Source organism: Pelagerythrobacter marinus (assembly GCF_009827515.1).
GTDB classification, from domain to species: Bacteria; Pseudomonadota; Alphaproteobacteria; order Sphingomonadales; family Sphingomonadaceae; genus Pelagerythrobacter; species Pelagerythrobacter marinus.
The window spans coordinates 315,632-328,117 of sequence record NZ_WTYO01000001.1 but is presented as its reverse complement, the minus strand read 5'-3'; the positions used below and the strand labels follow the sequence as shown (position 1 = coordinate 328,117).

The window sequence follows — 12,486 nt, the reverse complement described above, 5'->3', positions numbered from 1 at the left end:
CGATACGCCCGGGAAGTGGGAAATGGCGCGCCCGGCAGGACTCGAACCTGCTGCCTCAAGATTAGAAGTCTCGCGCTCTATCCAGATGAGCTACGGGCGCGCGCGGTGGAGCCATAGCGCGCTTTTCCAGTCGCGCAAATCGCGATAGGCACCCGGCATGGCCAACGTCGTGCAACGCATCGAAACCGGCAGGCAACCGCCGCCGGCCTTCCGTTATTACGACCTGGTCATGGCCGCGTTCGTCGCGATCCTGCTGCTTTCCAACATCATCGGCGCGGCGAAACCGTCGTATGTCACGCTGCCCGGGGGGACCGAGTGGTCGTTCGGCGCCGGGGTGCTCTTCTTCCCCATCAGCTACATCATCGGCGACATCCTGACCGAGGTCTATGGTTATGCCCGCGCGCGGCGGGTGATCTGGACGGGCTTTGCCGCGCTCGCTTTCATGGCCGTCATGGCCTGGGTGGTCGTCGCCCTGCCGCCGGCAGCGGGCTGGAACGGGCAGGAAGCCTACGAACTGGTGTTCGGCAATTCGTGGCGGATCGTTCTCGCCTCGATGGCTGCCTTCTGGGCCGGCGAGTTCGCCAACAGCTTCGTGCTCGCGCGGATGAAGGTGTGGACCCGCGGCAAGGCCCTGTGGGCGCGCACGATCGGCTCCACCGTGGTCGGCCAGGGGCTCGACAGCCTGATCTTCTATCCCCTCGCTTTCTGGGGCCTCGCGGGATGGCCGGTCGAACTGATCTGGCAGGTCGTCCTGTCGCAATGGCTGATCAAGACCGCGTGGGAAGCCTTGCTGACGCCGGTCACCTATCTCGCGATCGGTGCCCTCAAGCGCCGCGAGGGGGTCGACGTCTACGATACCGGGACCGATTTTTCGCCTTTCGCCCGCAGTCGTCGCGATTGCCGGCCCGGCGCAGCCTAGGGGATCGCCGGCCGCGCGGGACCGGGATGAAAAAGGGCCGGACCCGCAGGCCCGGCCCTCCCTCCCCCAAGCGAAAGACCGTGGTCAGAAACGCGCCCCCACCGCGATCCCGTAACGCCGCGGATCGAGCGTGAAGATATTGGTGAAATTGCCCGAAGAGGCATCGGTCACGTAGAGGCCCGTGGTCGAATTGCTGTCGAAGATGTTCTGCACGAACCCGCGCACGAACCATCCCTGGTCCGGCCCGTTGAGCTGGATCTGCGCGTTGGCCTGCACGAACGGTTCGATCCGGTTGACCGCGCCGTTGAAGACATTGCCATATTGCGTCCCCGTCATCGCGACGTCGAACCGGGGGACAAGCGACATTCCGTTGGCGAACTCGGCCGTGTACTGGACGCCGACCGAGGCCTTGAACTCGGGCGCCTGCGGCAGCTTGTTGCCGCGCAGGTTCACTTCCACGCCGGGGCTCAGCACCTCGAAGCCGGCCGGCGCATTGTCCTGCAGGACCGAGCAGATGCTGAACGCGCCGGTCGAGGCTATGCCGCTGTCCGACGGGAACGGCGACGGGCCCTGAAGCCCCAGCCCGGTGTTGACCGCGGTGACGAACGCGGCCGCCGCGCCCGGCGCCGGGCCCGTGACCGCGCACAGCGAGGCGTTGGAAATGTCCTTGATGATGACCGCGTTCGGATCGCCGCCCCCCGGATCGCGCGGGTTGGAGAAGAACTGGTCGCCGGCCACCTTCGTATTGAGGTAGCTGAGGTTCATGTTGATCAGCCACTGCGGCGAGGGGCGCAGGATCGATTCGAACTCCAGCCCCCAGATGTCGGCGTCGATCGTGTCGTTGACCGAAGTGCGCGCGACGATGCGGCTGAGCTGCAGGTCCTTGTACTTGTAATAGAACGCCGTCAGGTTCGCCTGCAGGGTGCCGTTGAGGAAGGTGTTCTTCGACCCGATCTCGAACGCATCGATCTGTTCCGGCTCGAAGCTCTCGCTCACGTCGAACACGGGCGACAGCGGCGGGTTGATCCCGCCCGACTTGTAGCCGCGCGAGTACGAGGCATAGAGCTTGTTGTCGGGTGAGATTTCGTAATCGAGCACCGCGCGCCCGGTGATCTCGTCGAAGGAGACCTCGCGCCTTTGCAACAGCTGGTTCCCGTCGGTGCCCGGATCGGCATCGAAACTGCCGACGTAAGGCGAATCGAACGGGTCCCCGTCGTTTGAGAACGGATTGAGGAAGCTCGCGAACGTGGTGCGCGCGACCACTTCCTTGCTGTCGTCGTTGTAGCGCAGCCCGGCGGTCAGGCTCAGGCGATCGGTTATGTCGTAATAGACCTCCCCGAAAATGCCGAAGCTCTTGAGTTTGAAGTACTGCGTGTTGTTCCGGTACATCGACGTCGCGAGGTAGGACGGCGGCAGCGCCGCCCCCATGGCCGAGAAGGTCCCGAGGATGCCCGTCGCGTAGTCGAGACCGAAGGCGTTGACGTAGTAGCTGTTCTCCGAAACCTCGGATTCGGCATAGATCCCGCCGAGCAGGAAGTTGAACGGCCCGTCGAAATCGCTGCTGAGGATCGCCTAGGCAGACCAGGCCTTCTGGTCCTGGTTCGAACGGTCGTAGGACAGCGGGACATCGCCGCAGATCGCGTTGCCCTGGAACGCGCCCTGGCTGCCCATGTCGTTGTCCGACGTGCACAGCTGGCCGTTCGGGCCGCCCGGGATCAGCGCCTGCGCGATCGGGGCGAAATAGGCCGACGACCCGGGGAAGATGACGTCGTTGGCGGCGAAGAAGGCCAGCTGGTTCAGCGCGGCCGCGTAGCTCGTCCGGTCGAGCACGCCGAGGTTGTAGTCCTGGCGCGAATCGACCGAGGTTTCCTGGTAGAGGCCGGTCAGCGACAGGTTCATCGTGCCGAACCGCTGCTCCAGGTGCGCCTGGAGCTGCAGCTCGTCGGCGAAATACTCGGGGGTCACCGGCGTGTTGACGACCCGCACGTCATCCGGCTCGTCGAAGTTGGCGAAGCCGTCCGGGCCGTAAAGGCTGCCCAGGCCGAAACCGGGCGGGAGCCCCTGGATCGCGTAGAGCTCTTCGGAGGCAAGCACGCCGGCCAGGGTCGAATTGGCGTTGGTGCTGTCGAAATCGCGCCGCGCGTTGAGACAGCCGAGCACGCCGGTCGGGTCGCGCTGGCAGGTCTGCTTCTGGATGCGCAGGCGATTGTCGTTCTCGCGGAAGTAGTATCCCATCAGGTCCAGCGTCGTGTCCGGCCCCGGTTCGAACCTCAGCGAGCCGCGCACCGCGTACATGTCGCGGTCGTCGATCCGCGACCCGTCGTAGAGATTGCGGGTATAGCCGTCGCGATTGAGATAGAACCCGGCGACCCGCAGGCCCAGGACCTGGCCGATCGGCACGTTGACCATGCCCTTGGCCTTGATGCTGTCGTAATTGCCGTATTCCAGCTCGGCCGCGGCGCCGAAGCCCGACAAGTCGGGCTTGGCGGTGACGACGTTGACCACGCCCGATGTCGCGTTGCGCCCGAACAGCGTGCCCTGCGGCCCGCGCAGGACTTCGACCCGTTCGAGGTCGAAATACTCTGTCTCGAACAGGCGGGTGCCGAACAGCGGGGAGCCATTGGTGTGGATCGCGGTCGCGCTGTCGCAGGTCACGCCGACGCACAAGTCGCCGATCCCGCGAATGGTGAAACTGGAGGACGTGAAGTTGCTCTTGGTGAACGAGACGTTGGGCAATGTCAGTTGCAGGTCGCTCGCGTTCTCGATCTGCTGCGCCTCCAGCGCCTCGGAAGTGAACGCGCTCACCGCGATCGGGACTTCCTGCAGGCTCTGGTCCTGTCGTTGCGCGGTCACCACGATTACCGGCCCGCTGGTCGCGACCGGGCTTTCGCCACTATCGGTTTCCTGCGCGGTAACGGGAAATGCGAGCCCGCCGGCACAAATGCCGGCAAGCAGGGTTGCCTTCACCCTCATTCGTCCTCTCCTCGTGTCCAGTCGTCTGATGCGACTTAAACTGGAAGGAAAGTATTTCATTACCCGCGCACTTGGCAATAGGCTTGCCCGTGGGAAGCCTGGGGCAATCGGGATATTTCCGCATACGATTGCATCTTGCCCGGACGCAAAGGCCAGTATTCCCCTACGTCATTGCGCCCCGGCCGGGACTTTCTCCAAGGCGCGATTTATTTGCAACGAGCGGGTGAAAAACGGGCGGAAGGGCGCCCGGCGGGGTCAGACGAGGCTCGCCGTTCGGGCAATCTGCGCAATCCCGCGCTTGCCGTCGGTCCCGCGGCCGAGCTGCACGATCACGTCGATGACCGAGGCGGCATAGGCGATCGTGTCGCTGCGGGTGAGGCCGATGCCAGTCTGCATCACCATCAGGGCAAGCTGTTCCAGCGCGCCGCGCAGGCTGTTGGCGTGGATGGTCGAGAAGCTGCCCGGGTGCCCGGTATTGATCGCACGCAGGAAGCTGACGCTTTCGGCCCCGCGCAATTCGCCCAGCACGACCCGGTCGGGCCGCAGGCGCAGCGCCGCCTGGAGCAGTTCGTTGGCCGTGACTTTGGCTTCGCCCAGCTCGCCCTTGACGGCGACGAGGCCGACCCCGTTCGCGCCCGGCAGCTTCAGCTCGGGCGTGTCCTCGACGAGGACGACGCGTTCCCGGCGCGGGATCTCGCCCAGCATGGCATTGAGGAAAGTGGTCTTGCCCGTGCTCGTGCCGCCGGAAATCAGGATCGTGCGCCGCTGGCGAATGGCCTCCCGCAAGTAGGCGATCGGCTCGACCTGGGGGTCGGGCATCGCCGGCTGCGCGGGCGGTGCCAGGGGGCCGGTGTCGTAGGCGTCGAGCGGCAGGTCGAGCCAGCGGTGGCGGCGGATCGCCATGGCCCAGTGGCGGCGCGTTGCAGGCGGCCCGCAGAATTGCACGCGCGCACCGTCGGGCAATGTCGCGCCCAGCAGCGGGTGTTCACGATTGATGCCCTGGTGGCTGACCCGGGCGACCTGCTCTGCCAGGCGCTGGACCAGCGTATCGTCGATATGCGGGGTCTCGACCCGCTGCATTCCCGGCATCGCGGCATCTTCCACCCAGACTTCGCCCGGGCGGTTGACGAGGATCTCGGTCACCGTGTCCCGGTCGAGCCACTCGCGGAAAGGCGCGAGGTAGGCGTCGAGGTAGACGCTGCGTTCCCCGGCGCCTTCGCCGCGAAGCGGGTGGATGTCGGCCGCCATCGCCCGCCTACCTGACCGCGGGGACCTGGCTGAAATCCAGGTCGCGCGCGGTGAAGACGCGGATCGGCTCGCCCTGGCGCACGCGGATCGTCGGGCCGATCTGGCTGTCCTGCTGGGCCGCCACGCCGGCTGCCGACTGCCCTGCCCCGCCCAGAACGACGGAAGCCCCGCCGGTGCCGATCGCGGACAGCCCGCCCACGACCGAAAGCAGGAGAGCCGATCCGAAACGCTGGAAGAACCGATTGTCCACCTCGCCCTGCAGGCCGGTGGTCCCGTCGAAACCGATCGCTGGCGACGCGAGGTTTACCGAGGCGCCATCGGGCCGGATGAGGCGCGTCCAGATCACGTAGGCGCGCTTCTGCCCGCCCTGCACGCCCGACTGGTACTGGCCGATCAAGCGGCTGCTGCGGGGCACGAGCACGCGCGTGCCGTCGAAACTGCGCACGTCCTGGCTCACCACGGCGCGGACGAAACCGGGCACGTTGGTATCGATCGCGGTTTCCAGGACGGCCGGGATCAGCGTGCCCTGCGTCACCGTGGTGCGCGGGTTCACCATCGCCTTCGCCTGGGCCGGCGCGCCGCCGACCCCGCCGATGCGGCTCGCGAAGTCCGACGCCGAGTTGCCGGTTGCGCCGCCCGCGCCCTCGCCCGCGGTCGGGGCGGCCGGCCCGGCCGCGGCCGCCGGAAGAGCGCTGGAATCGAACACGACCGTCGGGCTGGCATAGGGATTGCCCGCAGGGGCCGGCGAGGCGCCCGGCTGGGCGGCAAGGACCGGCGCCGGGGCGGGATCGGGCTGCGGCGCGGGCACGGCGGGCGCAGGGGCGGCGGCGGCTTCCGCAGGCGGCGGGGCGGCCGGCTGGGCCGGTTCGGCGGCGGGCTGCTGCCCGCCGACACCTTCCGGCTCCGCCATGCGGGTCGAATCCATGCCGATGAACGTCGCCGCCCCCAGCAGGGCGACGATCGCCACCCCGGCGACGAGGCCGAGCGAATCCGACTTGCCCTTGCGCTGGGTGACGGCGGGGAAGGCATTGCGGCTGGCGAGGTCGATGACCTCGGCCGATTCCTGTTCTCGCGGGTCAATGTCGTTCGCGGCACCGCCCTGCTTGCGGGCGGGCAGTCGCATGGCGAGGCGCATCACCTGTTCTCCCTTGCCTGGGCCAGCGCGGCCTGCCCGCGCGCCCGTTCGGGCCGGGGCGGCCCGGCGTTGGTCAGCACCGCGCTGTCATCCCCCGATCGCAGGACGATCTCGCGCGGGACGCCGTCCACGACGATCGTGTCGCCGCGCACGGTGAAGTTGACCGGCCCTTCCGTCCCCTCGTGGTCTTTTACGAGGATCGCCGGCACTGCGCGGCCGGCGGGCCAGGTCAGGAAAGTGGCGTTCCCGTCGTCGTAAGTGCGCTCGGGCAGGAGGGTCGTATCGCCCTGCCCGGTCCAGGCGAAGTTCAGTTCGGCCGGGTCGACCACCGCATAGGGATCGTTCGCCGCCGCCATCTCGACGGCATTCGGCCTTTCGGCCAGCATCGGCGGTTCTTCCTCCGGCTCTTCGGGATAAGTGAACTTCAGCACGTAGAGCGGCCGCGCGCGGGGGCTGGCGACGAGATCGAACAGATAGGTGCGCCTGTTGGTCACCACGGTCATGTTGGTCTTGGCCGTCGGGGCAAGCGGCTTGACGAACAGCAGGTTCGCGCGCTTGTTCGGCGTCACCTGCCAGGCTTCCGAATCCCCGATCGCGACGTTTTCGATCAGCTCGTCCTCGCCGAACTGGATCGTGGCCTGGACTTTCGTGCGCCCTTCGATCGTGACGACCCGCGCGGGGTCGTAGAGCATTTCGACCAGGCGCGCATCGCCCGCCGATGCGGGCGCACAAACCATGGCGAGCGCCAGCGCGGTGAGAGCCACGCGTTTCATTTCGACTTCTCCGAAATACGTTTCTGCGGTGCACGGAAGCGGCTGCCGATGCCGCTCGTGCGCGAAAGCGATGGGCTGAGCGGTTGCGTCTGTCCCCCTGCAGGCGATGCCACGAGCCGCGTCTCGCGCCTCGTCGTGGCCGCCGGCCCGGGATCGTTGGCCGGCACCCCGGCCCCGGCCGGCGCAAGGGCGAGGCGGCGCTGCCCGCCCTGCGACGGTGCCTGCGCTGCAGCGGCCTGCACTGCCGGGGCGGCGGCGGGTTGCGGCGCGGCGGACGCGGCGGACCGCTCGCCCCGCTCCGGCGCGTCGTCCCGGACGAGGCCGAAAACCCGCCAGCCCGAAACCATCGTGCCCGCGACCTTGATGACCATGATCATCAGCGCGACGTGGACCGCGCCGATCAGGAAGAAGGCCACGGCCGCCTGCGGATCGACCTGCCCCGGCGTGGCCGAGAGGGTGGCGAGGATCGGCACCGCAAGCTCCAGCATGACCCCCCCGCCCAGGACCGCGAAAAGCGGCGTGAGCGCGAGCATGACCACGCCCTTCAGCCAACCGGTGAACAGGCCGCGCGTGCCGTTGAAAAGCGCCATGACGACGAAGACGGGCCCAAGGGCGACCAGCACCGCCAGCCCGATGCGCGCGGTGACCAGGACGCCCACGGTCCCCAGCAGGAACAGCATCGCCCCCAGCCACAGGATTCCCGCGGGGGAGAAGGCGCCGATATCTTCCTGCCCCTGGGTCGCCTGCTGCACGGCGATGAACACGACGTCGATCTTCTGCGCGAAGACTTCCGTCGCCGAGCCGTCGGTCCCGGCCAGCACGCTGGCCAGCCAGTCCGGGGCGCCGATGGCGAGGTTCCACACCACGCTCTGGTAAGCGACCCAGCTGGTCGCGAACGTGACCACCAGGCCCAGCGTGACCATGCGCGGCGTCAGCGACCTGACGCCGAGGTTCGTGCGGCCGAGCAGGAGGGCGATCGCGAACAGCGCGACGAACAGCGTCAGAGCGATCGTCAGGACCGGGGTCAGCGCGCCGCCCGGCGCGAAGAGGCGGCCGAAAGCCTGCGCGGTGAATTCCCCCGCCGTGCAGTCGACCGCGCGCAGGGCCGCCGCGACGCCGCTGCCGGCATCCGCGGCGGCGGTCTGGCAGGCCGCGCTCATTCCGCGGCGAGGCGGAAGGGCATGTCGCCCTGCGCCATCTCGTCGTCGTCGCCCCCGTTGCCGCCGGGCCATCCGTGGCCGGTGAGCGCCGGGAACCATTCGGCCGGGTCGTCGCCGACCGCGGCGCGCAGGAGGTCGAGCCGCCGGACCGAACTTTCGCGGCCCGACAGGATCGTCAGCACTTCGGGCGCGCTCGACAGGTCCAGCCGCACGACCACGCTCGCGTCGCTCTGGCGCACGAGGAAGCAGCGGCTATGCGCCGGCAGGCTGCGGATCAGGGCCAGTTCGTGACCGGTCAGGCCGAAGCCGTCGCAGTAATCCTCTGCCCGGGCGCGCGAATTGGGCATGAACACCATGGTCGCGGTCTGCTCCACCAATGCGGTGGAAATGCGGCTTTCCAGCGCATCGCGCGCGCTCTGCGTTGCGAACCCGACCAGGGCGTTGCGCTTCCGTAGCGTTTTCAGCCAGTCGCGAATACGGGCGGCGAAGACCGGATCGTCGAGCGCCTTCCAGCCTTCGTCGATCAGGATCATCGTCGGCTTGCCGTCCAGCCGCTCCTCGATCCGGTGGAACAGGTACATCATGACCGGGGTGCGCAGCCTGGGATTTTCGAGCAGCGCGGTCATGTCGAAGCCGAGCACGCGGCTGGCGAGATCCAGCCGGTCCTCCGCATTGTCGAACAGCCAGCCATGTTCGCCCTCGCCGATCCAGGCCGAAAGCCGGTCGGCCAGGTCGCCCGCCTGGGGCCGGCGCGCTCCCGACAGCAGCTCGCGGAAATGGCGCAGGCGGCGCAGCGAGGGATCGTTGCCATAGGCGGCATCGACCGCCTGGCTGACCGTCGCCAGCTCTTCCGGCCCCTCGGCGTTGAGCAGGACGCCCAGCCAGTCGCGCAGGAAGGCCCGGTTCCCCGCGCTATCGGGCAGCGCGAGCGGGTTGAAACCGGTCGGCTCGCCCGCGGTGATCCGGTCGTAGCGCCCGCCGATCCCGCGAATGAACAGCTCTCCGCCGCGGTCCTTGTCGAACAGGATCGTGCGCGGCTTGAACTTCTGGGCCTGCGCGGCGAGGAAATTCATCACCACGGTCTTGCCCGAGCCCGAGGGGCCGATGACCGAGAAATTGCCCAGGTCGCCGTTGTGGAAGTTGAAGAAGAACGGCGTGGAGCTGGTCGTCTGGAGCAGCGTCACCGCCTCGCCCCAGTGATTGCCCTGGGCCTGGCCGAGCGCCATGCCGTGCAGCGAACCGAAACTCGCCATGTTGGCCGAGGAAATCATCGCCCGGCGCACGATATACTGCTCGTTCCCCGGGAACTGGGCCCAGAACGCCGGTTCCAGGTTGGTATCCTCGCGCACGGCGATCGCGCCGGTATCGGCGAGCGCTGCGGCGCACGATGCCGTCGCCTCGTCCAGCCGGGCGAGATCGCGCTCGCGCACCAGGACGGTCAGGTGATGGTCGCCAAAGCCGACCGCCCCGTTGCCCAGCGCATCGCGCGCGGCAAGCATGTCCGCCCGCTCGGCCGCGGCTTCCTCGTCCGCCGAGCGCAGGCGGCGCAGGGCCAGGTCCATCCGCTCGCGCGCCGTCTGCCGTTCGGCCGGGGCGTAGCTTTCCGACACGATCATCTCGCACGGCAGGCGCAGCAGCGAATCGAGCAGCCCGGGCGACGTCGCGTCGGGATATTCCTTGAGGCTCAGCATCGCCGCGAAGTCGGGCGCGCCCGAACCGCGCAGTTCCATCGCGTCGAGGCCGAAGCTGGCGCGGCGATAGGGCAGCATGTGGCCGATGTCGGCATCGTCGTGCGGCCGGCGCACCGGGCGCATCTCGCCGTTGTAGAGCGCGCTGAGCAGTTCGAGCAGTTCGTTGTTGGTCTTGCCCTGGGCGCTTTCGTAGTCGCCAAGGACGGCGGCGCCATAAGCCTGCAGCGCCGCGACCAGGCCGGTGACCGCCGCCTTCAGCGCGCGCACGTCCTTCGGATCGGCCTCGATCTCCTTGCGCCCCTTGCGGCTCCACATCTTGCCCATGCGCTCTGCCAGGCCGGCCTTGCCCCGCGCGGGGCGCCGGATCAGCGTCACGAACTGGTCGTTCACGAACAGCGCGCCGGAGCCGAGCCGTTCCTTCCACCGGGCATCGATATGGCGGCTGAGCGGGTCGTCGAACTCGGCCTCAAGCTCGATCTCGACCCGCCGGCGCACGACGTGATGGTACATGACGAAGCGCGCATCGAGCGTGGACCGCAGAACGACCTCGCGCGTCGCGGCATGGGCGTTGAGCGCGTCGCTATCCTCGGTCTCGAACAGCAGGCCCGGGACCTGGAGCGCCGTCATCACCGATCCGTCGCGCAGCAGCGCGGTGCTCTCGTCGATCAGGCGGGCATAGGGCAGGCGGTCGCCGGCGCGCGCTTCCTTGACGCTCCAGGCGGCGGCTCCGATCCACTTGCTCATAGTTGCATCGACCCTTTCCAGGCGCTCACGCCGCGTAGCTGTTGCAGCCCCAGCGCTTGAAATTGCGGACCCGCGGACACTTGCTGACTTTCGTGATCCACAGGTCGAACACGCGCGGTTCGCGCAGGCAGGCGAAATAGCCGACCCCGTGAATGACCAGCGCGGCCGGCAGTGCGAGGAAACTGCCCGTGATCAGGAACAGCTCGGTCGTCACCGCCGCGTTGATGATGAAATAGTTGTACGTCACGCCCGCGAACATCTGCGGCCGCGTCAGCGCGCGATGGACGGGGTGGCGGACGAGCTGGTCCACCTCAGCCCCCGGCAGCCTGCTGGATGCCGGCGACGATCGAGGCCGCGCCGAACAGGATGAAGCACCCGATGATGACAGTGGCCCCGAAACGCCAGTTCATCCGGCCGGTCAGCATGAGGAAGCCGACAGCGGCCACCGCCATGACCGCGACCGCGGTCGCGACATTGCCGAGCAGCGTGCCCTGGAGCCAGCCGAGCGCGGCCACGATCGGGCCGGAGCCCTGCGGATCGGCCACCTGCTGGGCCATGGCGGCGCCCGGGGTGGCGAACAGGGTCAGGGCAAGAATACGGGTAAGCGATCGCATCGGCTGTCAGTCCTCGCGGGAATGGTTGGAAAGGCGGCCCATTATGGCCGCCACGTAATTGCGGGTTTCGCGGATGTTCGGGATGCCGCGGGCGCGCTCGACCCGCCCGGGCCCGGCGTTGTAGGCGGCCAGCGCTTTCTCCAGGTCGCCATCGAACCGGTCGAGCTGTGCGCGCAGATAGCGCGCCCCGCCCTCCAGGTTGGCAAACGGGTCTTCGGGATCGACGCCCAGTTCGCGCGCGGTGCCGGGCATGAGCTGGGCCAGGCCGCGCGCGCCGGCGGGCGACACCGCGTCGGGACGCCAGCGGCTTTCCTGCCAGACGAGCGCCTCGATCAACGCCGGGCTCAGGTCGAAGCGGCGCGCCAGTTCGTGGACCTTCTGCGCGTAATGCGGCGGGATCGCCGCCGAATGGCGCGCGGGATCGGCCACCGCCTCGGCCGGCAGGGCATAGTCTGCCGACAGGGCAACCAAGTCGCCCGCTTCAACACCGGGCAAAGCCACTTCGTCGCCGGACGCCGCGCCCACCAGGGCCCCGGCGATCCAGCGTGCGCCCTGCGCATCGATTTCCATGACGTCCGCCCGTGCCGGGCCGGCCGTCCACGCCAGGCAAGCCGCGAGGGCGAGCAGTGGCGACCGCTTGAGAATCATCGAACCCTCCGTCCGCCTCCCTTGCGCACCGTACATGACAGGCTGGTGACAGCAAGTTGGATAGAATCGGACCAATGCGTCACGCGCCGCAGTCGGCTGGGGCGCAATCTATCCGATCTGTGGCGGAGGGGCCACGGGGGATTCTCGCTGCATCCGCCGCCGTCCGGGCGGATGCCGCCGGATCAGCGCATCGTGACCCGGCTTGCCGGGGCGAATTCGCCCTGTTCCAGCATCCGCAGGGCGCGGCGCGCAAGATCGCGCGAATCGACCCAGTCGCCGCCGGCGACCTCGAGGCGCAAGCCGGTCTCGCTCCGCGCGGCGGCGCGGAACATCGCACGCGCATCGTCTTCGCGGCCCGCGCGCGCGTAGGCGATGCCGAGGTTGATCAGCCGGGCCGGATCGTCCGACTCGATCGCGGATTCCTCGAGGACCTCGATCGCCGCCTCGTTCCGGTTGGCGACGAGCTCGTCATAGCCGACTTCCGGCGCAACACCCGCCTGCGTGGACATCAGCAGGCCGGCAATCACTGAACCTATAGCCATTGCAACTCTCCCAATTTCGTCAGTTCACGCAGGGCATAA

10 protein-coding genes, 1 tRNA gene and 1 pseudogene are annotated in these 12,486 nt (G+C 68.2%); 1 reads left to right on the top strand and 11 read right to left on the bottom strand.

The features are described 5' to 3' along the window. Window positions 1-23: 23 nt before the first annotated feature. Window positions 24-100: transfer RNA gene (locus tag GRI72_RS01445), tRNA-Arg, on the bottom strand. Window positions 101-157: 57 nt separating this feature from the next. Here GRI72_RS01445 and GRI72_RS01440 point away from each other — a divergent pair. After that, window positions 158-919 (top strand): queuosine precursor transporter, encoded by a 762-nt coding sequence (locus GRI72_RS01440; RefSeq protein ID WP_160732145.1) that lies wholly within the window; start codon window positions 158-160, stop codon window positions 917-919. Between the two features lie 84 nt (window positions 920-1,003). Here the strand turns inward: GRI72_RS01440 and GRI72_RS14985 are convergent. The 10 genes and pseudogenes from GRI72_RS14985 to GRI72_RS01390 all read right to left on the bottom strand — a co-directional run bounded on the left by GRI72_RS14985 (window position 1,004) and on the right by GRI72_RS01390 (window position 12,447). Continuing rightward, window positions 1,004-3,892, bottom strand: a pseudogene (locus GRI72_RS14985) (TonB-dependent receptor). Window positions 3,893-4,147: 255 nt separating this feature from the next. Continuing rightward, the gene (gene virB11 / locus GRI72_RS01430; protein ID WP_160732144.1) at window positions 4,148-5,140 is read right to left on the bottom strand and encodes a P-type DNA transfer ATPase VirB11; all 993 of its coding nucleotides are present in this window, start codon (window positions 5,138-5,140) and stop codon (window positions 4,148-4,150) included. A 7-nt stretch (window positions 5,141-5,147) separates the two neighbouring features. After that, entirely contained in the window at window positions 5,148-6,263 is a 1,116-nt protein-coding gene (locus GRI72_RS01425) for a TrbI/VirB10 family protein (RefSeq protein WP_160732143.1), read from the bottom strand. Window positions 6,264-6,274: 11 nt separating this feature from the next. Further along, window positions 6,275-7,048 (bottom strand): TrbG/VirB9 family P-type conjugative transfer protein, encoded by a 774-nt coding sequence (locus GRI72_RS01420; protein ID WP_160732142.1) that lies wholly within the window; start codon window positions 7,046-7,048, stop codon window positions 6,275-6,277. Next, window positions 7,045-8,208, bottom strand: a complete 1,164-nt coding sequence (locus tag GRI72_RS01415) for a TrbL/VirB6 family protein (RefSeq protein WP_160732141.1) — start codon at window positions 8,206-8,208, stop codon at window positions 7,045-7,047. Before GRI72_RS01415 ends, GRI72_RS01420 begins: the two co-directional genes overlap by 4 nt. Beyond that, complete coding sequence (locus GRI72_RS01410; RefSeq protein WP_160732140.1) at window positions 8,205-10,643, bottom strand: VirB4 family type IV secretion/conjugal transfer ATPase; 2,439 nt, start codon at window positions 10,641-10,643, stop codon at window positions 8,205-8,207. Before GRI72_RS01410 ends, GRI72_RS01415 begins: the two co-directional genes overlap by 4 nt. A 25-nt stretch (window positions 10,644-10,668) precedes the next feature. After that, a complete protein-coding gene (locus GRI72_RS01405) occupies window positions 10,669-10,953 on the bottom strand; it encodes a VirB3 family type IV secretion system protein (RefSeq protein ID WP_160732139.1) in 285 nt (94 codons plus the stop codon). 1 nt (window position 10,954) lies between these two features. After that, window positions 10,955-11,257: a TrbC/VirB2 family protein gene (locus tag GRI72_RS01400; protein ID WP_160732138.1), complete on the bottom strand. Its 303-nt coding sequence runs from the start codon at window positions 11,255-11,257 to the stop codon at window positions 10,955-10,957. Between the two features lie 6 nt (window positions 11,258-11,263). Further along, window positions 11,264-11,905, bottom strand: a complete 642-nt coding sequence (locus GRI72_RS01395; RefSeq protein ID WP_237486675.1) for a lytic transglycosylase domain-containing protein — start codon at window positions 11,903-11,905, stop codon at window positions 11,264-11,266. Between the two features lie 182 nt (window positions 11,906-12,087). Continuing rightward, the gene (locus GRI72_RS01390; RefSeq protein ID WP_160732136.1) at window positions 12,088-12,447 is read right to left on the bottom strand and encodes a hypothetical protein; all 360 of its coding nucleotides are present in this window, start codon (window positions 12,445-12,447) and stop codon (window positions 12,088-12,090) included. Window positions 12,448-12,486 lie beyond the last annotated feature (39 nt).

Coding starts and splice junctions, on each gene's coding strand:
- GRI72_RS01440 (WP_160732145.1), top strand. CDS start 158: ATGGCCAACGTCGTGCAACGCATCGAAACCGGCAGGCAACCGCCGCCG.
- virB11 (WP_160732144.1), bottom strand. CDS start 5,140: ATGGCGGCCGACATCCACCCGCTTCGCGGCGAAGGCGCCGGGGAACGC.
- GRI72_RS01425 (WP_160732143.1), bottom strand. CDS start 6,263: ATGCGACTGCCCGCCCGCAAGCAGGGCGGTGCCGCGAACGACATTGAC.
- GRI72_RS01420 (WP_160732142.1), bottom strand. CDS start 7,048: ATGAAACGCGTGGCTCTCACCGCGCTGGCGCTCGCCATGGTTTGTGCG.
- GRI72_RS01415 (WP_160732141.1), bottom strand. CDS start 8,208: ATGAGCGCGGCCTGCCAGACCGCCGCCGCGGATGCCGGCAGCGGCGTC.
- GRI72_RS01410 (WP_160732140.1), bottom strand. CDS start 10,643: ATGAGCAAGTGGATCGGAGCCGCCGCCTGGAGCGTCAAGGAAGCGCGC.
- GRI72_RS01400 (WP_160732138.1), bottom strand. CDS start 11,257: ATGCGATCGCTTACCCGTATTCTTGCCCTGACCCTGTTCGCCACCCCG.
- GRI72_RS01395 (WP_237486675.1), bottom strand. CDS start 11,905: ATGATTCTCAAGCGGTCGCCACTGCTCGCCCTCGCGGCTTGCCTGGCG.
- GRI72_RS01390 (WP_160732136.1), bottom strand. CDS start 12,447: ATGGCTATAGGTTCAGTGATTGCCGGCCTGCTGATGTCCACGCAGGCG.